At 38.5% G+C, this 26,717-nt stretch carries 25 protein-coding genes; 16 read left to right on the top strand and 9 right to left on the bottom strand.

The genetic code is table 11. The annotated features are described in order from the left end of the window. Positions 1–68: 68 nt before the first annotated feature. The 10 genes from B5V81_RS02990 (at position 69) to panB (ending at position 8,934) form a co-directional block, all read left to right on the top strand. Positions 69–2,291, top strand: a complete 2,223-nt coding sequence (locus tag B5V81_RS02990; protein WP_212112050.1) for a RelA/SpoT family protein — start codon at positions 69–71, stop codon at positions 2,289–2,291. 16 nt (positions 2,292–2,307) lie between these two features. Then, positions 2,308–2,886 (top strand): orotate phosphoribosyltransferase, encoded by a 579-nt coding sequence (pyrE, locus tag B5V81_RS02995; protein ID WP_212112136.1) that lies wholly within the window; start codon positions 2,308–2,310, stop codon positions 2,884–2,886. Between the two features lie 94 nt (positions 2,887–2,980). Continuing rightward, positions 2,981–3,571, top strand: coding sequence for a DUF2062 domain-containing protein (locus B5V81_RS03000; RefSeq protein WP_212112051.1), 591 nt, complete (start codon positions 2,981–2,983; stop codon positions 3,569–3,571). Between the two features lie 20 nt (positions 3,572–3,591). Beyond that, positions 3,592–3,993: a holo-ACP synthase gene (gene acpS, locus B5V81_RS03005; RefSeq protein WP_212112052.1), complete on the top strand. Its 402-nt coding sequence runs from the start codon at positions 3,592–3,594 to the stop codon at positions 3,991–3,993. 80 nt (positions 3,994–4,073) lie between these two features. Further along, positions 4,074–4,886, top strand: a complete 813-nt coding sequence (gene lepB / locus B5V81_RS03010) for a signal peptidase I (protein ID WP_212112137.1) — start codon at positions 4,074–4,076, stop codon at positions 4,884–4,886. Continuing rightward, on the top strand, positions 4,867–5,574 hold the full coding sequence (rnc, locus tag B5V81_RS03015; RefSeq protein WP_212112053.1) for a ribonuclease III: 708 nt from the start codon (positions 4,867–4,869) through the stop codon (positions 5,572–5,574). Before lepB ends, rnc begins: the two co-directional genes overlap by 20 nt. After that, positions 5,567–6,472 carry a GTPase Era gene (gene era / locus B5V81_RS03020; protein WP_212112054.1) on the top strand — a complete coding sequence of 302 codons (906 nt, stop codon included), beginning with the start codon at positions 5,567–5,569 and terminating at the stop codon, positions 6,470–6,472. The genes rnc and era overlap by 8 nt, the downstream gene beginning before the upstream one ends. A gap of 14 nt (positions 6,473–6,486) precedes the next feature. Continuing rightward, entirely contained in the window at positions 6,487–7,287 is an 801-nt protein-coding gene (recO, locus tag B5V81_RS03025) for a DNA repair protein RecO (RefSeq protein WP_212112055.1), read from the top strand. After that, on the top strand, positions 7,262–8,122 hold the full coding sequence (gene panC, locus B5V81_RS03030; protein ID WP_212112056.1) for a pantoate--beta-alanine ligase: 861 nt from the start codon (positions 7,262–7,264) through the stop codon (positions 8,120–8,122). The genes recO and panC overlap by 26 nt, the downstream gene beginning before the upstream one ends. Then, the gene (gene panB / locus B5V81_RS03035) at positions 8,119–8,934 is read left to right on the top strand and encodes a 3-methyl-2-oxobutanoate hydroxymethyltransferase (RefSeq protein WP_212112057.1); all 816 of its coding nucleotides are present in this window, start codon (positions 8,119–8,121) and stop codon (positions 8,932–8,934) included. The genes panC and panB overlap by 4 nt, the downstream gene beginning before the upstream one ends. A 588-nt stretch (positions 8,935–9,522) precedes the next feature. Here the strand turns inward: panB and B5V81_RS03040 are convergent. Together B5V81_RS03040 and ygfZ are read right to left on the bottom strand one after the other, a co-directional pair. Next, positions 9,523–10,140, bottom strand: coding sequence for a YfbR-like 5'-deoxynucleotidase (locus B5V81_RS03040; RefSeq protein WP_212112058.1), 618 nt, complete (start codon positions 10,138–10,140; stop codon positions 9,523–9,525). Further along, complete coding sequence (ygfZ, locus tag B5V81_RS03045; RefSeq protein WP_212112059.1) at positions 10,133–11,005, bottom strand: CAF17-like 4Fe-4S cluster assembly/insertion protein YgfZ; 873 nt, start codon at positions 11,003–11,005, stop codon at positions 10,133–10,135. Before ygfZ ends, B5V81_RS03040 begins: the two co-directional genes overlap by 8 nt. Before the next feature lie 64 nt (positions 11,006–11,069). Here ygfZ and B5V81_RS03050 point away from each other — a divergent pair, with 64 nt between their 5' ends. After that, positions 11,070–12,398: a dihydroorotase gene (locus tag B5V81_RS03050; RefSeq protein ID WP_212112060.1), complete on the top strand. Its 1,329-nt coding sequence runs from the start codon at positions 11,070–11,072 to the stop codon at positions 12,396–12,398. Positions 12,399–12,811: 413 nt separating this feature from the next. On the opposite strand, the gene B5V81_RS03055 is transcribed toward B5V81_RS03050, so the two are convergent. Beyond that, a complete protein-coding gene (locus B5V81_RS03055; protein ID WP_212112061.1) occupies positions 12,812–13,183 on the bottom strand; it encodes a TIGR02301 family protein in 372 nt (123 codons plus the stop codon). Between the two features lie 483 nt (positions 13,184–13,666). Here B5V81_RS03055 and cysS point away from each other — a divergent pair, with 483 nt between their 5' ends. The 5 genes from cysS (at position 13,667) to pssA (ending at position 19,538) form a co-directional block, all read left to right on the top strand. After that, positions 13,667–15,175, top strand: coding sequence for a cysteine--tRNA ligase (gene cysS / locus B5V81_RS03060; protein WP_212112138.1), 1,509 nt, complete (start codon positions 13,667–13,669; stop codon positions 15,173–15,175). A gap of 43 nt (positions 15,176–15,218) precedes the next feature. After that, the gene (locus B5V81_RS03065; RefSeq protein ID WP_212112062.1) at positions 15,219–15,890 is read left to right on the top strand and encodes a DUF421 domain-containing protein; all 672 of its coding nucleotides are present in this window, start codon (positions 15,219–15,221) and stop codon (positions 15,888–15,890) included. 99 nt (positions 15,891–15,989) lie between these two features. Next, the gene (locus B5V81_RS03070) at positions 15,990–17,873 is read left to right on the top strand and encodes an ABCB family ABC transporter ATP-binding protein/permease (protein ID WP_212112063.1); all 1,884 of its coding nucleotides are present in this window, start codon (positions 15,990–15,992) and stop codon (positions 17,871–17,873) included. 117 nt (positions 17,874–17,990) lie between these two features. Further along, positions 17,991–18,689 carry a phosphatidylserine decarboxylase gene (locus B5V81_RS03075; protein WP_212112064.1) on the top strand — a complete coding sequence of 233 codons (699 nt, stop codon included), beginning with the start codon at positions 17,991–17,993 and terminating at the stop codon, positions 18,687–18,689. Positions 18,690–18,698: 9 nt separating this feature from the next. After that, the gene (pssA, locus tag B5V81_RS03080; RefSeq protein WP_212112065.1) at positions 18,699–19,538 is read left to right on the top strand and encodes a CDP-diacylglycerol--serine O-phosphatidyltransferase; all 840 of its coding nucleotides are present in this window, start codon (positions 18,699–18,701) and stop codon (positions 19,536–19,538) included. Positions 19,539–19,609: 71 nt separating this feature from the next. Here pssA and B5V81_RS03085 read toward each other — a convergent pair whose 3' ends face one another. From B5V81_RS03085 to rplI, 6 genes are all read right to left on the bottom strand, one after another. Continuing rightward, a complete protein-coding gene (locus B5V81_RS03085; RefSeq protein ID WP_212112139.1) occupies positions 19,610–20,359 on the bottom strand; it encodes an SDR family NAD(P)-dependent oxidoreductase in 750 nt (249 codons plus the stop codon). Between the two features lie 2 nt (positions 20,360–20,361). Continuing rightward, entirely contained in the window at positions 20,362–21,852 is a 1,491-nt protein-coding gene (purF, locus tag B5V81_RS03090) for an amidophosphoribosyltransferase (RefSeq protein ID WP_212112066.1), read from the bottom strand. A 105-nt stretch (positions 21,853–21,957) separates the two neighbouring features. Then, on the bottom strand, positions 21,958–22,512 hold the full coding sequence (locus B5V81_RS03095) for a CvpA family protein (protein ID WP_212112067.1): 555 nt from the start codon (positions 22,510–22,512) through the stop codon (positions 21,958–21,960). Positions 22,513–22,614: 102 nt separating this feature from the next. Next, positions 22,615–24,030, bottom strand: coding sequence for a DNA repair protein RadA (gene radA, locus B5V81_RS03100; RefSeq protein ID WP_212112068.1), 1,416 nt, complete (start codon positions 24,028–24,030; stop codon positions 22,615–22,617). A 6-nt stretch (positions 24,031–24,036) separates the two neighbouring features. After that, positions 24,037–25,527, bottom strand: a complete 1,491-nt coding sequence (locus B5V81_RS03105) for a replicative DNA helicase (protein ID WP_212112069.1) — start codon at positions 25,525–25,527, stop codon at positions 24,037–24,039. Positions 25,528–26,097: 570 nt separating this feature from the next. After that, positions 26,098–26,694, bottom strand: coding sequence for a 50S ribosomal protein L9 (gene rplI, locus B5V81_RS03110; RefSeq protein ID WP_212112070.1), 597 nt, complete (start codon positions 26,692–26,694; stop codon positions 26,098–26,100). Positions 26,695–26,717 lie beyond the last annotated feature (23 nt).

Here is a 26,717-nt window from a genome sequence, read left to right on the forward strand (position 1 = left end):
CTTGTCTTTTATTGATAAGATGTGTTCAATAAGGATAAGAGGTGTGAAAAAATAAAGGATATGCTCGTATGATGCGTCAGTGTGAGCTTGTTGGGCGTGTTCAGCGTTACAAGTCTGACGTAGATGAAGCTCTTTTAAACAGAGCTTATGATTATGCAATGAGAAAGCATGCACATCAAAAGCGTGCGTCAGGTGATCTTTATTTTTCTCATCCTTTAGAAGTCGCTGCTATTTTAACAGATATGCGGTTGGATGAAGCAACGATTGCTGTTGCTCTTTTGCATGATACAATTGAAGATACAAGTGCTACACGAGCAGAAATTGATCAGCTTTTTGGTTCTGAAATTGGAAAGTTGGTTGAAGGGCTTACAAAGCTTAATAAGCTTGATCTTGTATCAAAGAAAGCTGTACAGGCAGAAAATCTTCGTAAACTCCTTATTGCCATTTCTGATGATGTTCGTGTTCTTTTAGTCAAACTTGCGGATCGCCTTCATAATATGCGTACCCTTGGTGTTATGCGTGACGATAAACGTCGACGAATTGCTGAGGAGACAATGGATATCTATGCGCCACTTGCGGGGCGTATGGGTATGCAGGATATGCGCGAGGAATTAGAGGATCTCTCTTTCTTTTATTTAAATCCAGAAGGTTATCGTACCATTACCAATCGACTTTCTGAATTATTGAAGCACAACCGTGATTTGCTTTCCACAATTGAAAATGAATTGACAAAACTTTTTTTGGAAAATGGCATTAAAGCAGATGTTAAAAGTCGTCAGAAAAAATCTTATTCAGTTTTTCGCAAAATGGAAAGTAAAGCATTATCTTTTGAGCAGTTATCGGATATTTTTGGATTTCGTGTGATTGTTGAATCCGTGAATGATTGTTATCGTGCTCTTGGCGTTATCCATACGACATGGCCGGTAGTTCCTGGCCGTTTTAAAGATTATATCTCTATACCAAAGCAAAATGATTATCGTTCTATTCATACAACCATTGTGGGGCCTTCGAGACAACGCGTTGAATTGCAAATTAGAACGGCTGCCATGAATGAAGTTGCTGAATATGGCGTTGCTGCCCATTCCATATATAAAGAGCAAGGTTCCAATTATTCGACTTCGAAGTTATCAAGTGAAACGAATGCCTATGCATGGTTGCGTCAAACGATACAATCTTTATCTGATGGAGATAATCCAGAAGAGTTTTTAGAACACACAAAACTTGAGCTCTTTCAAGACCAAGTTTTTTGTTTTACGCCAAAAGGTCGTTTAATTGCTTTTCCTAAAGGCGCAACACCTATTGATTTTGCTTATGCCGTTCATACAGACATCGGTGATTCTTGTGTGGGCGTAAAAATCAATGGTCGTATTATGCCTTTAATGACGAAATTAAAAAATGGTGACGAAGTTGATATTATCCGTTCACATGCTCAAATTCCACCAGCGGCGTGGGAGTTTCTTGTTGTTACAGGTAAAGCACGTTCAGCTATTCGACGTGCAAGCCGAGCAGCGGTACGTAAGCAATATTCGGGTTTAGGATATCGTATTCTTGAGCGTTCGTTTGAATATATGGGAAAACAATTTTCAAAAGATGTTTTGAAGAAAGTTTTACCACGTTTAGCACGTAAAGATGTAGAGGATGTATTGGCTGCTGTTGGGCGTGGAGAGCTGTTTTCCGCTGATGTGATTAAAGCGGTTTATCCTGATTATCAAGAGCGTGTGGTACAAAAGTCATCTTTTAAGCCTGGGGAAGAAGGGTGGTTCAATATTGAAAATGCTCAAGGTATGATTTTCAAGGTTCCAGAAAATGAAAAGGATACAATGGTTGAGAGTCATCAATCTAAAGCATTACCTATTCGAGGAACCCGTGGAGATATCCCTGTACGTTTTTCACCAGAAGGAGCAGTGCCTGGAGATCGGATTGTTGGCATTATGCAACCAGGGGCTGGGATCGTTATTTATCCAATACAGTCTTCGGCTTTGATGGCGTATGATGATCAGCCAGAAAGATGGATCGATGTCCGCTGGGATATTGATGCCCAAATGAATGAACGTTTTCCAGCACGGATGAATATTTTGGCTGTAAATAGTCCTGGTTCTTTGGCTGAAATTACGCAAATAATTTCTGCTAACGATGCCAATATTCACAATTTATCTTTTATTCGTACAGCACCAGATTTTACAGAAATGATGATTGATTTAGAAGTTTGGGACTTAAAACATTTGAATCGTATTTTTTCTCAGTTAAAAAAGGCAGATTCAGTCAGTACAGTACGGCGGGTTCATGGATAACAAGAAAGATTTTGCAATGAATACACAAGATGTCATTGATATTTTTAAACAAGCAGATGCTATTCTAGAAGGGCATTTTATTTTAACGTCAGGGCGCCATAGTGCAACTTATATGCAAAAGGCGAAAGTATTTATGCATGCTGACTTGACGGAAAAGCTCTGTCGTGGATTGGCTGAAAAAATAAAAGAATCTATCAAAGAACAAATTGATTGTGTTGTTGGTCCTGCAATTGGTGGTCTTATCCCTTCCTATGAGACTTCACGTCACCTCGGTGTTCCTTCTCTTTGGGTAGAGCGTGTCAATGGTATCTTTGAATTGCGTCGTTTTGAAATCAAGAAGGGTGCACGGGTTGTTATTGTTGAGGATATTGTGACAACGGGTCTTTCCATTCGTGAGACCGTTGAGGCGCTGGCAGCAGCAGGAGCAGAGATATTGGCAAGTGCCTGTATCATTGATCGTTCTGGTGGTAAGGTTGATGTTGGCGTTCCATTGATTGCGCTTGCTGAGTACGAGATAGCCTCTTACGCGAGTGATGCACTTCCTGCAGATCTTTCTGTTCTTCCAGCAATTAAACCAGGTAGTCGAAATATTTAATTGTCTTTCTATTTTTTTTTATGCAAAAACTTTAAAAGATTAATTTGGATGATATAGATTATTTCATCATCAAAAGGTGTATATTGAGAGTCATATGCTTTTTCGTCGTCGAGAACCAATAGATTTTGTAACGCGTATTCGACTTTGGTTATGGCCACGTCGTTCATTTTCTCGCTCATTTTCTTACATCTATAAGCGTATTTTGCGTATATCAGCAACACCGCATGAAGTTGCATTAGGGTTTGCTATTGGCATTTTTTTAGCCTGTTCCCCTTTATTCGGGGTGCATATTATCTTGGCAATATTTTTTTCTTGGATTTTGCGTGCAAACTTTGCAGCTGCAATCATTGGGACGGTTTTTTCTAATCCACTCACGTTTTTATTGATTGTCATGGCTGATTATAAAGTAGGGTATTTTTGTTTATCGCTTTTTAGTGATGTCAATGAAATTTCTCTTTCTCAAATTCGTGCTCTGTTTAATGGTTTGACAGTGTCAAATCTCTCTCTCCTTTTTAAAGGTGCATGGGATTCAATTATGAGTCCTATGATTTTAGGAGGAACCATTTTAGGTGTTGTTTTGGGTGGTTTATCTTATATAGGTGTTTACAGAGCAACGGTTCGTTTTAAACAAAAGCGATATCAAAAGATTGTAAAAAAAAGGCGTTTAAAGAAGCGCTCATCGTAAGAAAGAGCGGGTAATATCTTATGATTGTTGGTCTTGGAAATGATTTGGTTGATATACGACGGATTGAGAGAATGTTGGTTCGTTATGGCGAGCGTTTTATCCAACGTATTTTTACGGATATTGAAAGGAATAGGTCCGAAAATCTCAAAAAAAAATCTTCTTCTTATGCGAAAAGATTTGCCGCTAAAGAAGCATGTGCTAAAGCCTTAGGGACGGGAATCGCGAGTGGTATCAATTGGAAAGACATGGGGGTGGTTAATTTGCCATCGGGTAAACCAATCATGCAATTAACAAATCGTGCGCAAGTACAACTTCAGAAGTTATTACCTCCTCATCATGATGCGATTATTCATCTCAGCATAACAGATGATTTTCCTTGGGCGCAGGCATTTGTTATTATTGAAGCACTTCCACGTGGATAGATGGCGTGAGAGATTGTACTTTTATTATTTGAATATTATGATGGAAAAAAGTTATATTTGTGATGAGAAGGTAGTTGATGATGGTCCAAAAAGATGAAGTGCATAAAAAAGAAAAAAAAGGTGGGATTCTTGAATTAATTTCTGTTTTAATACAAGCTTTGCTTTTAGCAGCGTTTATTCGGACACTTTTTTTTCAGCCTTTTAGTATTCCTTCCGGTTCGATGCGTCCTACTTTACTAGTGGGGGATTATCTCTTTGTTTCTAAGTATGCATATGGGTATTCTCGTTTTTCTATCCCCTTTTCTCCCGCCCTTTTTTCTGGACGTATTTGGGCTTCTCAACCTAAACGGGGAGATGTGGTCGTTTTTCGTTTACCAAGTAATCCGAAGATTGATTATATAAAACGCGTTGTTGGGCTACCAGGTGATCGTATACAAGTTCGCCAAAGTGTCCTTTATATTAATGATGAGGCTGTTTCGCGTCACTTTATGGGGGAGATTGATAATTCTGATATAACGGAAGTGAATTATCCTGTTGAGGTTTATCGTGAGACACTGCCTAATGGTGTTCGCTACGATACGCTTGATTTAGCTTTCATCCCAAAAGTTGATGATACAAAAGTCTTTGAAGTTCCTCAGGGACATTATTTTATGATGGGTGATAACCGCGACAATTCAGATGATAGTCGTTTGGATGTAGGCTATGTTCCAGAAGAAAATCTTATTGGTCGCGCGAGCATAATTTTCTTTTCTATCAGTAATGGTTCAAGTGCTTGGCAGCTTTGGCGTTGGCCATTTGATGTGCGTTGGAAACGTTTGTTTTCTTTCATAAATACGGTGCATGATTTGCCGCTTATCAAGCAAGGAAACAACGATGAAACGTCTCATAATTGATCAGCTTTTCAAGCTGACGGGGCATCGTTTTAAAGATGAAGAGAAATTAAAAAGAGCATTAACACACGCAAGTGTACAAGATTCGGAACAGGGGAATTATGAACGACTAGAGTTTCTAGGTGATCGGGTTTTAGGGCTTTTGATCGCAGAAATGCTGTATCAACTTTTTCCTCAGGCAAGTGAAGGTGAATTATCAGTCCGTTTAAATCATCTGGTTAATGCGCAGACATGTGCTGATATTGCACGCGAAATGAGGCTGCCTGATATGATCCAAGTTGGTTTTGAGATAAGAAATTTTGAAGGACGTCGACTTATCAATATGCATGCAGATGTCGTGGAGGCTTTGATTGCTGTGATGTATCTTGATGGAGGATTGGAAAGCGTTCGTCCTTTTATTCAAAAATATTGGCAAAGTCGGGCAAAGAAAATGGATGCAGGTCGACGTGATGCCAAGACAGAGCTACAAGAATGGGCGCATATCCAAGGCAATGCACAACCGCATTATCAGGTTATCAAACGTTCAGGTCCAGATCACGATCCTGTTTTTATGGTAGAGGTTAGTATTTCAGGTTTTGCTTCAGAGATTGGGCAGGGGAGCTCTAAAAGATATGCCGAAAGAATGGCCGCTGAAAAAATTTTGCGACGAGAGGGAGTATGGAAAACGGTGGAAAAAAATAATCATGAGTGATGTTATGAAAACGCGTTCTGGATTTGTTGTGCTTATTGGAATGCCGAATGCCGGTAAATCGACATTGGTTAATCAATTGGTTGGAACAAAGGTTTCAATTGTAACGCATAAGGTACAAACAACACGAACTTTAATCCGCGGCATTGTCATTCATGATGATGTGCAAATTGTGTTGGTCGATACACCGGGTGTTTTTCGTCCCCATAAGCGTTTAGAACGTGCCATGGTCTCTGCTGCTTGGGGAGGGGCTAAGAGTGCTGATGTCCTTCTCGTTTTAATTGATGCTCAAAGTGGCTTTTCGGATGAAGTTGATATGATGTTAGATATTGTAAACAATATGAAACAAGAAAAAGTTCTTGTTCTAAATAAGGTTGATACAGTTGTTAAATCATCTCTTCTAACGTTAACCACTAAAATAAATGAACGTGTAAAGTTTGCGCAAACATTTATGATTTCTGCTCTAACCGGTTCTGGTTGTAAGGATTTACTTCATGCATTGAGTAACATGATGCCGGAGGGGCCATGGTATTATCCGGAAGATCAAATTTCCGATATGCCTATGCGTCATCTTGCTGCTGAAATTACGCGTGAAAAACTTTTTCTTCGTCTTCATGATGAGCTTCCTTATTCTTCAACGGTTGAAACAGAAAGCTTTGAAGAGCGTTCAGATGGTTCCGTTAAAATTAATCAAGTTATTTATGTAGAACGTGAGAGTCAGAAGAAAATTGTTTTGGGCGCAAAAGGCGATACAATTAAAATGATTGGTCAAGCAGCACGCAAGGAACTTATGGAAATTATGGATCAAAAAGTTCATCTTTTCCTTTTTGTGAAAGTGCGCAATAATTGGGATACCGATCCAGAACGTTATCGCGAAATGGGATTGGATTTTTTAAAATAAATAATTAAAATAAAATGAAGTGGAAAGAACAAGCTGTTATTCTTGGGGTGCGCCAATATGGTGAAACAAGTGTTATTCTTGAAATTATGACGCGTGAACGTGGCCGTTATATGGGTGTGGTAAAAGGGGGGCATTCGCGTCGTATGGCGGCTCTTCTTCAGCCCGGAAATTTTGTGGAGGCTGAATGGTGGGCGCGTTTGGAAGAACATTTGGGACTTTTTCGCCTTGAAGCACTTGATTTACATGCGGCACGATTAATCTGTCTACCAGAAGCACTGTATGCTTTGCAATTGATTGCTTTTCATTTGCGGCTTCTTCCAGAGCGTGATCCACATCCCGTTTTATATGATATTTTACACCTTTTTATACAGAATTTTGATGAACCATTTATCAATGCAGAATTGCTGGTACGTTTTGAAATGCGGCTTCTTGAAGAATTTGGTTTTGGTCTTGATTTATCTTGTTGTGCCGCAACAGGCCGTCGTGAAAAGCTTTATTACGTATCGCCAAAATCTGGACGGGCTGTCTGTGAAGAAGCAGGGGAATCTTGGAAAAAAAAGCTTCTCATTCTCCCACAATTTCTTGTGCAAAGAGCAACTCGTCCTGCTGATTTTAGGGATATAATAAATGGTTTTAACTTAACGGGTTTTTTTCTTATGCGTCATGTTTGGGAGCCACGAGATATAAAACAGCCATCAGTGCGCATGAATTTGATGCAGTTGTTTGAGCGTCGATTTGGTATACAGCCATTTATTCGCTGGTCTGATAATAATGGAATAAAATGGGAAAATGAAAATTTTAAAAACAATTGCTGAAGTTCGCCAATATACTTCAAAGGAACGACGTTTAGGCTTTTCGATTGGTTTCGTTCCAACAATGGGAGCACTCCATGAGGGGCATCTTGCACTAGTACAGCGTGCAAAAGCCATGTGTGATCGCGTATTGGTGTCTATTTTTGTCAATCCAAAACAATTTGGACCTCATGAAGATTTTGCCCAATATCCAAGAGATTTGAGGGGTGATTGTGCTTTGTTAAAAAAAGTGGGTGTTGAATACGTTTTTGCTCCTTCTGTCGATGAAATATGGCCACTGGGAAATGATACAATTGTGCGGGTGGAAAAATTATCACGCATTTTGATGGGAAAACTACGTCCAGGGCATTTTTGTGGTGTAACGAGTGTTGTTGCGAAGCTTTTTAATATTGTTCAGCCTGACAAGGCTTTTTTTGGAGAAAAGGATTTTCAACAAATTTTAATTATTCGACGTATGGTTGAAGATTTAGCTTTTCCTGTTGAGATTATTGGCATTCCTATTCTACGTGAAGCAGATGGTGTTGCGCATTCTTCACGCAATCAACTTTTAACATTCGAAGATCGTAAAGCGGCCAAAATTATTCCTGAAAGTGGGAAAGCTGCTGAAAAGCTTTACCATGACGGTGAGCGGTCGGTTGATAAATTATGCGAAACTGTTCGTGATATTTTACAACAAGAAACGCGTGCAATCATTGAAGCTATAGATTTACGGGATATGGAAACTTTATGCGTAGTCAAAGGAACATTGAATAAACCAGCAGTTTTACTCCTTACCGTCCGTTTTGGCGAGGTAAGGCTTATTGATCAATATATCTTGCAAGAGAAGGGTAGAAAATGAGTGGACACAAAATGGTCAAACGTATAACATCTTCTGAAATACGCTCAAGAAAGGGACAACAGCCGATTGTTTCTTTAACAGCTTATCAAGCTTATACTGCGCGGATTGCTGATCCCTATTGCGATATCCTTTTGGTTGGTGATAGCGTTGGTATGGTTGTGTATGGGTTTGAGACAACACTTCCTGTTAATTTAGATATGATGATCTTACACGGAAAAGCTGTGGTACGTGGGTCTCAAAAAGCTCTAGTCGTTATTGATATGCCTTTTGGCTCTTATGAGGAAAGTAAAGAGCAAGCTTTTTTAAATGCATCGCGTATTCTTGCCCAAACAGGGTGTGGTGCCGTTAAGCTTGAAGGTGGTGTTTATATAGCAGAAACAATAGATTTTTTGTGTAAACGTGGTATTCCAGTGATGGGGCATATTGGTCTCACACCCCAAGCGATGAATCGTTTTGGTGGTTTCAAAACACAAGGACGCAAGGAGAGTGATTGGCAAAGAATTGAAGAAGATGGAGCAGCGATTGAAGAGGCTGGTGCTTTTGCTGTTGTTCTAGAAGCAATTGTCGAGCCTTTAGCGGTGAAACTTACAGAAAAGCTTTCTATCCCCACGATCGGGATAGGCGCTTCCAATCAATGTGATGGACAAGTATTGGTGATGGAAGATATGTTAGGTTATGGCTCCCATGTGCCAAAATTTGTACGTCGTTATGGAGACCTTGAACAAGCCATGGAAGCAGCAATCAAGCATTATGCAGAAGATGTTACATCTCGTGCTTTTCCAGCGGAGAGTGAAGTTTATAAACTAAAATAAACTTTAATTTAAGATGAGAGTTTTGAAAAAAACATTTGCTCTTTTTATAATGAAAGTGTGTAATTTCATATATTTTTGTATGTAATTTGAACGATGATTTTTTCCATTGGCTGTACAGGGGCGGTTTTCTTACGCAAAACAGAGCGCCATTGGGCAACTAATTTGCGTGCTTTTTCAAAAAAAACATTGAGAACCTGATTTCACTTTCGCGACAGTGCCTGTGAATGGTATGATAGTGAATTCTCTAGGAAGTGTATAAAATTTATAAAGCACGATCATCTTTACGCTTCATAAAAAAGAAAGCGGGAACCATCATACACTTTGCCAACTTCCAATGTTAAGACAAACGCTGGTATTTGAGGTCGTCCATAAAAGGCATTTTTAGCCCTTTCTTATAAAAATTTTACCCACACACTCCTCCTGCTTATGATATGCAGGAAAATAATTTTGATTGATGCAATATAAGAAAGTTTGAAATGATTTAATCCTATGTATTCGGAGCTCTTATTCAACATGAAAAACAATAAATTATGATTATAAATTAGTGTGATGTGTCTGTAATGACAAGGAATCAATAATGGGAGAATTCTAAAATTTTTTGGCATCCAAGTCATTAAAGCGTGTTAAAAATGCGTTTTCAATTTGTTGGGTAGAGTAGGGGTGTAAGTTGAGGTCATCGGGTAAAATATTATTAGGTGTGCCAAAATAGCGAAGGGCTTCTTCTGTACTAAATCCAGCAAGCGTGATCGCTTCATGATACGCAGCAATACGGTCGGCTTGTTTGATTTTTTTTAAAAGTTTTTGAGAAAGGTCAACGGGAAGAGAAAAGCGCATGTGGATTGCATCTTGGATGCATTTTTCAATGCGTTCATACTGTTTTCCTATGATAGCTTTAAAGGGTGAAATCATATCGCCGATGACATATTCTGGCGCATCATGAAGAAGAGCACAGAGACATTCATTTCTGGGCGACTGTTGAAAAAGTTTTTGAAATATTTGTTCGACTAAAAGTGAATGTTGTGCAACAGAATAGGCATGTTCTCCTCGTGTTTGACCATTCCAACGTGCTACACGAGCAAGTCCATGGGCAATATCTTCAATTTCAATATCAAAAGGAGAAGGATTGAGAAGATCAAGTCTGCGCCCAGAGAGCATTCTTTGCCAAGCGCGTGCTTCTCCATTTTTTAAGTGTTCAGCTTTAGCCATGCGTATTTTCTACAGTATTTTCAGGAAAGGTAAAATTCATATTTTCAGCAATATGTATGGTGACAGGAATGTTTTTTACAGAAAAGGAAATGTTATGATCCATAGCATCTTTGACGTGGTCAATACGCATTAAAGCGAGAGCCTCATTTGCAACACATGTTGCCAAGTGGCCAAGGATTTTTGTTCCTGCTTCAAGGCTCGATTGAGGGTGGAGGTCACATTGGCCTTTTACAATAAAAATACGGCGCCGTGCGGCACGGCGGTGGTGCATTCGTGAGACAATTTCTTGTCCAATATAACACCCTTTGTTAAATGCAAGTCCATTAATTTGATCGTAATTAATATCATGAGGAAAGACTTTGCCGACCTCATAGTCTTGACCACTTTCTGCAATTGCATAACGGATACGCAATTGATTCCATATGTCATAATCTTCTGAAGTTAAAAGAGGAACTTTCCCATAGATTCGTATTATTTTTTCTTGTTGTGGGAAGCGTTTATCAACAAAACTTGAATCAAAATTTAAAGTATCTGATTCATTCTTCCAAGAAACTGTAACAAGCTCTTGTAATGGTTGTGTAATTTCTACTTTTTTACGCAATTTATAGAGCAACAGACGCTTGTAGAGTGTATCGGCTAAAGACATTACAATATCAATAAAATACCCCTCCTCTTTTTTTCCGATGAGAAAATCAGCAAGAACCTTTCCTTGTGGAGATAAGAGGGCTCCAGGGAAAATTTCTTGTGAGCTGATTTTTTTTACATCTGTCGTGATCAGGGATTGCAGAAAATCTGTTGCTTCTTCGCCTGTAATTTTAATAATTGCGCGGTTTTTTAAGCAAATGGCGTTTTGTTTTTCAATCATGGTTCTTGCCTTTCTGCTCAAAGTTCCATAATCGATAAGTGAGCAATATGTAAGGAGCCTGCCTATGTTTAAAACATTTGATAAAATTTTTAAAGGTGCAACACTTGTGAATCATGATGGAAGAAGCAAGCGCGATATTGGTGTTACAAATGGCCGTATTGCTGAAATTGGTGACCTTACATGTGCCTCGGCTGGTGAGGTGATTGATTGTACAGGGCTTCATATTTTGCCGGGAATTATTGATAGTCAAGTGCATTTTCGCGAGCCAGGCAATGAATATAAAGAGGATTTGGAAAGTGGCTCATATTCTGCTGTGTTAGGGGGGGTTACAGCAGTGTTTGAGATGCCTAATACCAATCCATTGACAACATCAGAAGAAACATTAAGCGATAAGGTTAAGCGCGGATTTCATCGAATGCATTGTGACTTTGCATTTTGGGTTGGAGGAACGCGTGAAAATGCTCATGAATTATCAGAGTTAGAAAGACTTCCTGGTGCTGCTGGAATTAAAGTCTTTATGGGATCTTCTACCGGTGATCTTTTGGTCGATGACGATGAAAGTGTACGCCTTATTTTGAAAAATATACGCCGTCGTGCAGCTTTTCATTCTGAAGATGAGGAAAGGCTTAAAGAGCGTAAAATATTGCGTATTGAAGGAGATGCATCATCACATCCAGTTTGGCGTGATGAAATTGCGGCGTTAAAGTGTACGCAGCGTTTGGTAAAAATTGCTCATGAGACGAAAGCACGCATTCATGTATTACATCTTTCGACAGAAGAAGAAATTGATTTTCTAAAAAAACATAAAGATGTTGCAACAATTGAAGTGACACACCATCATTTGACTCTCACGGCTGATGATTATGAGCAGTTTGGTACATTAATTCAGATGAATCCACCTATTCGTGAACCGCGCCACCGTGAAGCTCTTTGGTACGGTGTTCAACAGGGAATTATTGATGTTTTAGGCTCAGATCATGCACCTCATACCCTTGAGGACAAGATTCAATCTTATCCCTCTTCACCTTCAGGAATGACAGGAGTGCAAACAACAGCAGCGATTATGTTGACACATGTGAATGCAGGAAAAATATCCCTTGAGCGTTTTGTTGATCTCACGTCACATGGCCCTAGTCGTATTTTTGGTATAAGCTGTAAAGGACGTCTTGCTGTCGGATATGATGCTGATTTAACTATTGTTGATCTTAAGCGTGAAGAAGTTATTACCAATGCACTGATTGGTTCGCGTGCTGGTTGGACACCTTATGATGGTCAAAAGGTTAAAGGTTGGCCTGTCGGGACTATTATCCGTGGTATGCGCGTTATGTGGGAAGGTGAAATCGTCACACCTTCACAAGGAGAGCCTGTTAAATTTACAGAAACTTTGGTGTAAACAGCATAAGTTTTATCCTGTTATGCCAAAACAGCATCTTTTAGAGCGGTGATGTAATATAAGGCATAGCAGCCTCCTTAATACGTAAATGTTTTTTTAGTGCGTGATGAATGTTCTTAGGCTTTTTTGTAAAGTCTTAAATTAAGCACATCACATGAGTGGAAAGCCAAGTAGAATTCACGAGCACTTGGGCTATTTACAAACCAGATTGGATTAAGAATCTTCATCCTTTAAGGAGCGAGGAAGTCAAAGAATAATTTTCTACAGAGAAAAGGTAATTATAAGAATAAAAGCATATCGAGGCACTATTCTTCAAAAGTATCTTTATTTTCAAAATTAATTTATTGATCTCTTCATTTATAAGGGGACATCATTGGTATCGCTTAAATTGAAAGAGGTGCTTTTTATATAGGTTAGTTGTTATAATGCATGAGAAGATTTTCAGATAAAGCTCTTCCTTCCTCAATGTATCTTTGATTGGCTTCAATGGCTGCTTTTGTACAATGATGATAATTTTCTGAGAAAGCGCGATAGGCTTCATTAAATGCTTCATAAAAATAAGCGCGTTTTTGTGGAATAGGGTGTTCTGCTTCAACCAGCGCGTTCATATAGTCATACCATTGGTTTGTTGGAGGCTCACAAAGATTTTGGAGAGAATGCAATGATCCCAAAATTTCTGCGAGGCGAAGTAATTTTTTCTCATAAGGTGGAGATTGTTGCGCAAAAGCTGGCATTGAAATAACAAGAAATATTAAAATAATGATTTTTCTCAATTTATTACGCATTATTTTTATTGCTTTCTTTGAGTAAAATTCTGTACAGATAAGATAATTGTGTCATGAGAACGAAGTTAAAAAATAGGGTTAATTGCGACATTATTTTCAATTGTTGTTTATAAAATATAGGGCGTAAGAGACAGGAAGAAAGCCATTATGGAACATTGAAAATATTGACGAAGTTTTTTACGGTTAAAAATTTAAGATTTGCTTCCTGTAATCTATTGTTCATATAAATATTCTATTGCCTATAGAATTTTTTCTAAACTTATTTTCTTCAAGGAGGGAGAAGCTCTCTGTCTATAGAATGCTTCTATCTAATCAAATAAAAGGAATTGTTTTGATGATAAATGATAGATACAGCTTCACTTACAATAGGGGAAGAAGAATTGACTATAAAGTAAAAGTTTTAGTCTAAATCGCATAATGCGATCATTTGAGATAAGAGATATCTAAAGGAGCGGTGCGTAATACCGTTCACGGAGTAGAATGATGAAAGAGTTGCGATTTTATAATACGCTGACACGTAAAAAAGAAAATTTTATACCAATAGATGCGACAAAAGTACGTCTTTATGTTTGTGGTCCAACGGTTTATGATTATGCACATATAGGAAATGCACGTCCTGTCATTGTTTTTGATATTTTATTTCGCTTATTACGTCATGTTTATGGCAATGATCATGTTCTATATGCGCGTAATATTACAGATGTTGATGATAAAATTAATGCACGAGCTGCTTGTGAATATCCAAATTTTTTACTAAATGACGCTATTCGTCAATTAACAGAACGCACATATTCTCAGTTTCAACAAGATACAATAGCGCTCGGTTGTCTATTGCCAACCAGTCAGCCGCGTGCAACCGAGCATTTAGAAGAGATGCGCGCACTCATCGAAAGATTACTTGAAAAGGGGCACGCTTATAAAGCGGAAAATCATATATTATTCTCTATAAGTAGCATAAAAAAAACTCCCCATTATGGGGAATTTGCAAATCGTTCTTTAGATGAAATGAGGGCAGGGGCGCGTGTCGATGTTGCTGCTTATAAAAGGGAGGAGATGGATTTTGTTTTATGGAAGCCTTCTGTAGAGGGAGAGCCAGGTTGGGAATCGCCGGGCGGAATTCCTGTTTTAGGTCGCCCAGGTTGGCATATTGAATGTTCTGCCATGTCAATGGCAAAGTTGTTAGCGCCCTATGGTGGTGGTTTAACTTGTGATGATCCGATCGCGAATATTTTTGATATCCATGGTGGTGGACTTGATCTAATTTTTCCTCATCATGAAAATGAGATTGCGCAAAGTTGTTCAGCTTTTGGGACGGAGCGAATGGCTAATTTTTGGATGCATAACGGCTTTTTACAAGTTGAAGGTAAAAAGATGTCGAAAAGCTTTGGCAATTTCATAACCATTCGTTCCATTTTAGAGAATAATTTTTTGGAATTTAATGGTATTTTATCCGATGAAATGAAGCAAAATTGGGCGGGTTTGTCTGCACGTTTTTCAATGCTCCAAACGCATTATCGTGAACCATTAAATTGGACAGCCCAGCGTTTAATGCAATCGAGCAGTGAACTGTATCGTTGGTATGAATTGCTTCGCAGTAAAAAGAGTATGATAGAAAACAATGAAGCGATTGAGGATACTTTAATAGATGCCCTCAGTGATGATCTTAATACGCCAAAAGCATTAACCCTTTTGCGAAAATTTTATAAAGCAGGAGATGCTTTGGCTCTTTTTAATGGGATGAATTTATTAGGATTATTACGACAAGAATGGATTAAAGAAATAGATTGCCCATTATTTATAAAAAACACACCTCTTGATTCAAAATTTATTGATCAGCGCATTGCCGAGAGACTACGGCTTATCCATAATAAAGAGTGGGGAGCTGCGGATACAATTCGCAATGAGCTTGCAGCCGAGGGGATTCTCTTAAAAGATAGTAAGGATCCGCAAAGTGGTGAGCGTATAACTGTGTGGGAAATAAAAAGATTCTAATTTTCCTATTCCAGCAGTTCTCATAAATTAAAGGGAGAATATGATGGAATTTTTATATCATTACGGATATATCGCGCTTAAGCTTTCTGTAGGTCTTGTTGCCTTCCTATTTATTTTAAGAACGACGGGTCGTGGTAGTCTTAGTCAGATGACTCCCGTTGATTTGGTCAGCAATTTTGTTATGGGGGGTATTATTGGAGGAGTCATTTATAATCAGAATATTAGCTGCATTCAGTTATTGCTTGTTTTATTGATTTGGCAAGCGTTGATCGCCTCTTTTAATTTTTTTGCACGCTATTCAGTTTTTTGTCATCGTCTTATCGCAGGGCGGAATGTCACATTGGTTTTAGATGGGGACTTTCAAATGGATAAGATTAAGAATTTAGGGATCAATGTTAATGATCTCATTACAATGTTACGTCTTAAAGGGTGTCATTTACACGAAGCTGCTTTTGTTCGTTTGGAAACCAATGGTGATTGCACTGTTATTAAAAAGGAAGAGGGTAAGAGATCGACGATTGTCGTAGAAAATGGTGAAGTTATTGATGATGGTCTAAAAGAGATTGGTAAGACAAAAAAGTGGCTTCAGGCAGAATTGAAAAAAAAGCATACAAAAATTGAAAATTTATTTGCAGCAGAGTGGTATGAGAATACAGATCAAAATAATAAACTGTATAGTGGATTATTTCTTGTTCCTTTTTCGAAAACAGTCTAACTTCAAACAACGAATAGGTATAGCTTATTGGAAGCGTAAGAAACTTATAAACAGCCACAAGAAGCCTATTTTTGTGGATGATAGAGAAGTAAGGGCTTTATGAAACGCAATGAAATGACAAAGACTGTATCATCAGATACAGGGAAAACTCTGCACACACTTTACAATTTATGGCCTTATATGTGGCCGGTAGATCGGCGTGATCTAAAAATACGTGTACTATGGGCGATATTTTATCTTGTTTTAGCCAAGCTCATTCTTATATCTGTACCATATTTCTTTAAATATTCTACCAATGTGCTTGATGCAAGCTTTAAGCTCCCTACATGGTTTCCATCCAGTTTGATTATTCCAATCATGCTCATTTTAGCATATAATGTTGCCCGTATTATGCAGGCTGGATTAAATCAATTACGCGACTCCCTTTTTGCTACTGTTGGTCAACACGCTGTTCGTCAATTAGCTTATAAAACCTTTATACATATTCATGAGTTATCTCTACGGTTTCATTTAGAACGCCGAACTGGTGGGCTTTCTCGTGTGATTGAGCGTGGAACAAAAGGAATTGAAGCGATCGTAAGGTTCTCAATTCTCAATACTGTACCGACAGTTTTAGAGTTTATATTAACGTCCCTTGTATTTTATATAAGTTACGGATGGTATTATCTTCTCATCGTTGTTTTAACGGTTTTATTATATACTTTGTTTACCATTAAGGCGAGTGATTGGCGTATTCGTATTCGGCAACAAATGAACACAGCAGATACTGAGGCAAATACGCGCGCTGTTGATTCTCTTTTGAATTTTGAAACGGTCAAATATTTTGGCAATGAAACTCTAGAAGCTGGTCGTTTCGATGCCTCTATGGCAGGTTATGAAAAAGCCGCAACAAAGATTTGGACATCATTAAGCTGGCTTAATTTTGGTCAGGCTCTGATCTTTGGTACTGGAATGACGATCATGATGCTGATGTCGGCTTATGAAGTTTTTTATAAGACACAAACTTTAGGGGATTTTGTTTTTATTAATGCCCTTTTAATGCAACTTTCTATTCCACTGAATTTTATTGGTTCAATTTATCGTGATGTTCGACAAGGTTTAACAGATATGGAAGCGATGTTTGATCTTTTGGATGTTCAGCAGGAGATCGTTGATAAATCGGATGCTAAACCCTTAGAGATAAGCAATGGGACCGTTCGTTTTCATCAGGTAAAGTTTTCTTATGATTCGACGCGTCAGATTCTCAGAGATATCGATTTTGAAGTTTCTGGAGGGAAAACAGTCGCCATTGTCGGTCCATCGGGTGCAGGTAAATCAACCATTTCTCGATTACTTTTTCGCTTTTATGATGTTGATGCAGGCTCTATCACAATTGACGGTCAGGATATTCGTGACATAACACAAAAAAGTTTGCGTGAAGCGATCGGCATGGTTCCACAAGATACGGTGTTATTTAATGATACAATTGCCTATAACATTCGCTATGGGCGACCAAGTGCGACAGATGAAGAGATGCGCAAAGCTGCTGAAATGGCACAAATATCAAAATTTATTGAGATGTTACCGGAAGGTTTTCAATCTATGGTAGGAGAGCGTGGTCTCAAATTATCAGGGGGTGAAAAACAACGTGTGGCTATTGCAAGAACACTCTTAAAAGCCCCCCCACTTCTTATTCTAGATGAAGCAACAGCAGCTCTTGATACGGCGACGGAACAGGAAATTCAACAAGCATTGGATATTGTAAGCCGTGGACGTACAACATTAATTATTGCGCATCGTCTTTCTACGGTTATCAATGCTGATGAAATTTTGGTTCTTAAAAGTGGTCGTATTATTGAAAATGGGACGCATACAGAGCTCTTACGAAAGAAAGGTCTCTATGCTTCAATGTGGAATAAGCAGCTTGAAGCATCGCAAGCTGAAGAAAAATTACGTAAAATGCGCGAAGAAGATGAGACGGGTATTGTTAATCGTAAAAAATAAGGTGGGCAAAATGTAATCTATATCTTTATAGGAAGTGATTGATTAAATACATAAAAAGAGACAAGAGGAACAAAAAGGTTTATTGCTTGTTTAAGTTTACGATGAATAGGAAATTATATGAGTATTCTACAATCTGTCCATAATAGCTTTGTACCGATCCATAAAGAAGGTTATCCTTTTATTATAGCGTTTTTTGTTATTTCGCTCATTCTTGGTTGGATATGGAGTCCATTATTTTGGTGTGGTCTTATCCTTACAGTGTGGTGTATATACTTTTTCCGTGATCCAGATCGTGTAATCCCTTTGAATTCAAATTGGGTTTTGTCACCTGCAGATGGGCGTATTTCATTTGTGGAATCATGTGTTCCACCCGATGAATTAGGTTTAGGGAAAGATGAAATGATCCGTGTTTCCATTTTTATGGATATCTTTTCATGCCATATCAACCGTATTCCTGTCAGTGGTACAGTAGAGTCTATCATTTACCATCCTGGTCGGTTTACTAATGCGGAGTTTGATAAGGCTAGCCAGTTTAATGAGCGTAATGGAGTGGTCATTGATAGCAAGCATGGAAAAATTGGTATCGTACAAATAGCGGGAATGTTTGCCCGTCGGATTGTTTGTTGGTCAAAAGAAAATGATTCCGTTATCACGGGAGAGCGATTTGGATTGATTCGTTTTGGTTCTCGCCTTGATATTTATATACCAACTGAAATGAAATTGCGCGTTGCAGTTGGACAAACAGCAATTGCTGGAGAGACAGTTTTGGGTTCTTTTGATGATAAGAGTGCTACAACGGACTTCAGATATGATTAGGACCACACGATGAAAAATTTTTCGCCATTTTCTTCATTCAATCCTGAGGGGCAAAATGATGATGTTGCAAATCGGCGGCACTCACCGACATCAATGCGGTATGTCATTCCCAATATCATTACTATTTTAGCCATTTGCGCCGGAATGAGCAGCATTCGCTTGGCTTTTGAGCATCGCTATGAGGCGGCTATTTTAATGGTGCTTTTGGCTGCTGTTTTAGATGGTGCTGATGGTCGTATTGCTCGTTTAATAGATGGGAGTTCATCTTTTGGAGCGCAGATGGATTCTCTTGCTGATGTTATAAATTTTGGTGTTACCCCTGCACTTATTGTTTATTCCTTCATTTTAAATCAAGCATATCACATTGGTTGGGTTGCAGCTCTTGTTTATTGTGTTGCCTGTTGTTTACGATTAGCTCGTTTTAATGTGATGTTGGAGAGTTCCGATATACCTCAATGGCAGAAAAGTTATTTTGTTGGCGTTCCTGCACCTGCAGGAGCGTTACTCCTTTTATTGCCTACCTATTTAGGCGCTCTTGGTTTGGTTCCCAATAGGGGGTGGGCATTATTTTTTAGTCTTTATACTGTAATTATTTCTTTTCTTTTGATTAGCCGTTTACCGGTGTGGAATGCAAAAACAATTGATCAAAATTTGAGGCGTGATATCGTTATACCGTGCATGTTGGTCATTGTTATTTATGTCGGTTTTCTTGCGACTTACACATGGACAACTTTATTGATTACAGCTGTTGGTTATATGATTTTTCTCCCCTGTAGCTTTATTGCTTATAATAAACGTGCTGCTTTAGAAGAGAAAAAGGCTGATGCTAACGCGATCGAAGAATCATAAAGTGCTTCATTCTTCTGTTGAGAAGCACAGGAAAAAGAGAGAGATTGAACTATTTCTGTCCCAGGTGATGTTCAATGCGGGACATGATAATCCACAAACCGATTTTTACGGACATTAAAAAGTTTTCCAGTTTCCTTTAAATCAGGAGAGAGCAAATGGATTATTTTTTTTGCAACCTCTTGTGGCGAGGGGAGTGTTTGTGGATCTTCACCAGGCATAGCTTCAGCGCGCATAGCAGTACGTGTGGCTCCAGGGTTGACACAATTAATTTTAATAGAGGTTTGTTTGAGTTCTTCTGCCCAACAGCGGGCAATCATTTCTAAAGCCGCTTTAGAGGCTGCATAAGCTCCCCAGAAAGGGCGTGCAACATGTGCAACGCTTGACGATAACAGGACGGCTCGTCCAGCATCAGATTCACGTAATAAAGGCTCAAGGGCTTTTATTAAGCGCCATTGGCTGATAAGATTTATTTGAAAAACATCTTCAAATACTGTGTTTTCTATATGCGCTATTGGTGAGAGTGTTCCAAGGATTCCTGCATTTGCAACGATAATATCAAGTTTTTTCCAGCGTTTAGCAATTGATATAGCAAGAGTATCGATGTTTTCCATGTGATGCAAATCCAGTGGAACAAGGGTTGCATAAGCCCCTTTTTCTCGGATTTGATTGTCCAATTCAGTAAGCCCACTGACTGTTCGGGCAAGAGCAATAATGTGAGCACCACGTGCAGCGAGCTCGAGTGCCAAATAATAACCAATCCCCCTTGATGCACCAGTAACAAGTGCAATGCGCCCATGGAGACTAAAGTCATGTTTTGTCATCATTAATCTCTTGTTTTAAGAACAGATGATTGATGAATTTTGGAGAGATTTTCTTGATCAACCAGATGCGTAGGATAATATCCAGTAAAATAGTGGTCAGTAAATTGTGGATCGGCATTATTTCGTTTTTCTCCTGCTACAGCAAGATATAATCCATCCGTTGAAAGAAATTCTAAAGAGTCCGCTCCAATAAAATTGCACATAGATTTTAAATCTGGATATTGATTTGCTAAAAGGCTTTCAGCTTTAGGTGTATCAATACCATAAAAGTCAGGATAAAAAATCATAGGGCTAGAAATGCGCATATGGACTTCTTTTGCTCCTGCATCACGAAGCATTCGCACAATTTTAAGGGATGTTGTTCCCCGTACAATAGAGTCATCAACCAGAATAACACGTTTTCCTTCAATCACAGGACGGTTTGCCGAATGTTTTAACTTGACGCCAAAAGCACGAATTTGTTGCGTTGGTTCGATAAAAGTGCGACCAACATAGTGATTACGAATAATACCAAGCTCGAAAGGAATTCCAATTTCTTGTGCATAGCCAATTGCGGCAGGCGTTCCTCCATCAGGAACAGGAACCACAACATCGCCCTCACAAGGGGCTTCTTGTGCTAAGCGAATTCCCATATTTTTGCGTGTAGTGTAAACACTACGCCCTCCAACGATGGAGTCTGGGCGGGCAAAATAAACATATTCAAACAAGCAAAGTTTTTCTGGTTTTGTATTTTCTGGTTTTATAATTTTTTTGGTAATTTCTCCATTTTTTTGTATTTCACATATGATGATTTCTCCATTTTTAACATCACGGACATATTTTGCTCCAATAATATCAAGAGCACAAGTTTCAGAACAAAAGATCGGCTTACCATCAAGTTCCCCCATCACGAGAGGTCTAATTCCTGTTGGATCGCGGGCTGCAATAAGCTTTGTACGTGTGAGCGCTAACATAGCATACCCACCTTCTACTTGCCGAATTGCATCAACAAAACGATCAGAAGAGGATTCATAACGCGAGCGGGCAATAAGGTGGAGAAAAACTTCTGAATCTGATGTTGATTGACAGATAGCACCAGAAGCGATGAGTTCACGGCGCAATGTAAGACCATTGGTAAGATTACCATTATGTGCAATAGCAATGCCTCCAGCTTTCAATTCAGCAAAAAGGGGTTGAACATTGCGTAATGCCACTTCTCCAGTTGTTGAATAACGGGTATGTCCAATAGCGCGATTTCCTGGTAAACGTGCAAGTGTTGCAGGGTTTGTATAGTGATCACCAACAAGACCTAAATGCTTTTCTTGATGAAATATTTTATTATGGTAAGAAACAATCCCAGCTGCTTCTTGCCCACGATGCTGAAGTGCATGGAGTCCAAGAGCTGTTAATGTTGCAGCATCTTCATGCCCAAGAATACCAAAAACTCCACATTCTTCATGAAGGGTATCATCATCTAATGAAAATTCTTGGCAGGAAATATCACTTTTTATCATCATACTCTTTCAGTTGTGATATGAAGGAATCATTCATATCACATTTTATACCATTTAGTTCTCTTTCCTCATAAAAAGCTATTCTCTATTTCTGAGGAGCGTTTTTTAATGAGAATTTTGTTTGCGCGTATGTTTATCGTTATCTTTAAACAAACTTTCCACTTTTTCGAGAACAGACCCAAGATCTTTGGGGAGTATTTCCCCAACTTTTTGTCCCAGTGAATCTAAAATAGGCCTTGTTTTAGCATCTTTTAACCAGTTCGCTTGGTGCTCGGGTTTAATCAGGGCATTAATCAGTAACATACCGATGACCATAATCAGTAAACCGCGAAGTGCTCCAAAAATAAAACCAAGAGTACGGTCGAGGATACCAATTCGACTATCAATAATAAAATCGGAGATTTTCATTGTAATAATTGAAGTAATAATAAGGACAATAATGAAAATTGTGACCAATGTTGTGATCAATGCAATCATTTTGTTAGAGAGATATTGTTCAAAAAAAGGTAAGACAGGTTTGAATAAAAACAGTGTCGTAACAGCTGCAACTGCCCAAGAAATCAATGATAACACTTCACGTGAAAATCCTCGAAGCATAGCAAGAAAAGCGGACAACAGGATGACTATTACGACAATTCCATCAAGGATTGTTATGATCATTTGTTTGTTCCTTATAAATAAAGTTGTGTTCTTTTAAGTCAGTATGCAAATATATTTTTTGTTATGCCATTTTTTGTTCTTATAGCAAGGATATTTTGTATTTTATATATTTTTTTCTATATTACTTTTCCTGTGGTGCAGACCATTTTTACTAGCGGTAAGGGCGGCAACAAGTTCGGGTAGGTCGGAGAAAGTTTTTTGTTGAAAATTGATCGACTTCATCATTTTGGTTGTTGTTGTGGGATGAAATGCTCCCTGAAAGCCGAGTTTTTTTGCTTCATTGATGCGTTGGGCTGAATGTGCAACAGCGCGGGTAGCTCCTGAAAGACTGACTTCACCAAAATATACATAATCTGTTGGCAAAGGAATATTGGCAAGAGAGGATACCAAAGCGGCGGCTACAGCTAAATCAGCAGCGGGTTCTGATATGCGATATCCACCTGCTACATTTAGATAGACATCATGCTGCCCAAAACGAATGCCGCAATGGGCTTCTAAAACGGCCAAAATCATAGAAAGGCGATTTCCATCCCATCCAACAACCGCACGTCTTGGTGTTCCAAGGGAAGAAGGAGCAACAAGCGCTTGAATTTCTACCAATATCGGGCGTGTTCCTTCCATGCCGGCGAAAACAGCAGCGCCTGGGGCTTTTTCATTGCGTTCTCCTAAAAATAATTCGGATGGATTAATCACTTCGCGTAATCCTTTATCAGACATTTCAAAGACACCAATTTCATCTGTTGGCCCGAAGCGATTTTTTACAGTTCTAAGAATGCGATAATGATGCCCTCCTTCACCTTCAAAATAGAGAACACCATCAACCATATGTTCAACGACCCGAGGACCAGCAATTTGTCCATCTTTTGTAACATGACCAACAAGAACAACAGCAGCGCCTGTTTTCTTGGCAAAGCGTATCATAGCTTGAGCACCAATACGGACTTGTGTGACAGTACCTGGTGCTGAATCTGCTGTATCTGACCATAAGGTTTGAATTGAATCGATAATCACCATATCAAGGTTTTTATGCTCGCTTAAGGTTGCAAGAATATCTTCAACATTGGTTTCAGCAGCAAGTTTCACCTCTGTATTATGAGCTCCAAGTCTTTGCGCACGCAAACAAATTTGCGCAATAGCCTCTTCACCTGAGACATAGATAACATTATGTCCTTTGCGCGATAAGGCCGCAGCTGTTTGTGTTAGTAAGGTTGATTTTCCAATACCTGGGTCACCACCAACGAGGAGTGCTGATCCACGGACAAAGCCCCCACCGGTAACACGATCAAGTTCAGCAATACCAGAATGAATACGTGGAGCATCTTGGATATCTCCAGAAAGAGATGTAAGGGCGACGATGCGTCCTTTACGCGTATTCTGCTTAGGAGCACTTCCTATGCCACCATTTATATTTTCTTCAACAAGAGAATTCCACTCTCCACAGGCACTACACTTCCCTGCCCAACGAGAATGGGCGGTTCCGCAAGTTTGACAGATAAATTGAACACGGTTCCGTACCATAGTGATTTAACCAATTTGTTCTGGAAGATAATTGCTATCTGCCAGATCACTAAAGCGTGTGAAGTCAGATTGAAAGGCAAGGGATACGATTCCTGTCGGTCCATGGCGTTGTTTTGCAACAATAACATCAGCTTTTCCCATAATTTTATCCATTTCATCTTGCCATTTCGTATGTTCTAAAGTGCCTAACTTGGGTTCTTCATTTTTGAAATAATATTCTTCACGATAGACAAAAAGAACAATATCGGCATCTTGCTCGATAGAGCCAGATTCACGTAGATCAGAAAGTTGTGGACGTTTATCTGTTCTGTTTTCGACTTGACGTGAAAGTTGTGACAAAGCAATAATAGGGATATTCAACTCTTTAGCTAAAGCTTTGAGTCCCGTCGTAATTTCTGTAATCTCTTGAACACGGTTTTCAGATGAACGCTTTGAGCCACTTGTCATGAGTTGAATATAATCGATAATTAAAATATCCAAACCATGTTGTCGCTTAAGACGTCGGGCACGGGCCGCCAGTTGCGTAATTGATATTCCCCCAGTTTGATCAATATAAAGGGGAGCCTTTTGAAGTTGATTCACCGCACGAATAATTTTTGAAAATTGTTCATCTGAAATATTACCACGTCGAATATCAGAAGAAGAGACTTCTGTTTGTTCGGAAATAATACGTGTTGCAAGCTGTTCTGAAGACATTTCAAGTGAGAAGAATCCCACAATACCACCTTCATTTTCTTCGGTATTACCATTACGATTATAAGCATTGGCAATATTAAAGGCAATGTTGGTCGCTAGTGAAGTTTTCCCCATACCAGGGCGTCCCGCAAGGATAATTAAGTCGGATGCTTGTAATCCTCCCATTTTTTCATCAAGTGTTTTAATATGGGTGGCTATCCCTGATAATTGTGAAGAACGCTTTTTCGCAGCACTTGCCATATCGAGTGCTTTTTTGACAGCTTCATTAAAATTTTCAAATCCACCTCCATATTTCCCTTTTTCTGCAAGCTCAAATAACTGATTTTCAACAGTTTCAATTTGTTGGGCAGGCGTAAGCTCTACAGGAGCATCAAAGGCTGTATTGACAACTTGAGTTCCAAGGTTGATCAAAGACCGACGGATAAAAAGATCATAAATAACGCGTCCATAATCTTCAGCGTTAATAATGGTGACAGCCTCTTTGGCTAAACGAATAACATATTGATATACAGTAATATCTCCAATTTTTTCTTCCATTTGGATATAGGGCTTGATCGTAACCGGATCTACAAGTTTTCCTGTTTTAATAAGATGAGATAAAACAGCATAAATCTTTTGATGTAATGGTTCAAAAAAATGTTCTGGTTTTAAAAAATCCGAAACACGATCAAGAGAATCATTATTGATAAAGATGGCGCCAAGTAATGCCTGTTCAGCTTCAATATTATGCGGAAGTTGTCGAAAAGATGGAGAATCTTCTTTTTTCGAAGAGCTGACATTAACAACGCTAGTTTCTTCCATAATATTTTCCCATTAAAATTCTAAACCTAGCTACTTGAGACGATAAATTGAAGGATGTACATCGAAAGAATAGGGCTATAAAGCTTCATTTTAAGTTAAAATCATACAATTTTTAAGAACTCTCTTTTCGTTGCTCATTTATCATTCGTGTATTATTTATATAATATCTATTTCGTATGTTTTGTTTTTATAATATGTGATTTTTTAAAGAGGTCGTTTCGGTAATCTAAATTTAAGTATTTTAAAATCCAGTATCGGTGTAGGTAGAATTACTTTTCTCTATTTAAAATGATGAAGATATGATCAACTCTTCGCTCATACAAACTTTTATCCTCAAGAGTAGAACTTTAAATTATTTTTATTTTTATGGTGGATAATAAAAAACATTTCTTCTTAGCGATATTATCATTTTGAGCATGCAATATCTTTAGATAATATATCTCTAATTCTTCATAAAAATTAGATTCTTTATGCATGATAGTCATAAAATACTCAATTTTAAGAAGTGAGTATTTTATGACCAATATTAAATGGAATAAAACATATAAAAAAGAAATTAAAACATAGCAATTAAGCTTCCTGATGAGGACTATCTATATCGCTTTCATTAATTTCTTCTGTCAACAATTCTTCCTGATTTTCTTCTAATATTTCTTCTTTAATATTATATATTTCTTCAACAGAAGTAAGAGTTTCACCTTCTGCTTGGCGTTGTGCTTCACTCGTGGAACGCGCCACGTTAATAACCACAGAAATTTGAACTTCAGGATGGAGGTTAAGGGTAATCGTATGAAGACCGATCATTTTTATTGGATGATTAAGTTCAATTTGATTTCGTCCAATAGAGAATCCTTCATTTGTTATGATTTCAGCAATATCACGTGTTGACACAGATCCATAAAGTTGTCCTGTTTCACCAGCAGAACGCACAGCAATAAATGATTGACCATCAAGTTTTTCAGCAATTTTTTGCGCTTCGCCTTTGCGTTCAAGGTTACGTGCTTCAAGTTGTGCGCGTTGTATCTCAAAATGTTTTTTATTAGCTTCATTTGCACGTAAAGCTTTACCTTGAGGTAAGAGAAAATTACGTGCATAACCATCTTTCACTGAGACAATATCACCCATCTGACCAAGACGAGGAATGCGCTCAAGTAGAATAATATCCATAGTCTTTCCTTTCGAACAAATAA

This window comes from Bartonella queenslandensis, assembly GCF_018155095.1.
GTDB classification, from domain to species: Bacteria; Pseudomonadota; Alphaproteobacteria; order Rhizobiales; family Rhizobiaceae; genus Bartonella; species Bartonella queenslandensis_B.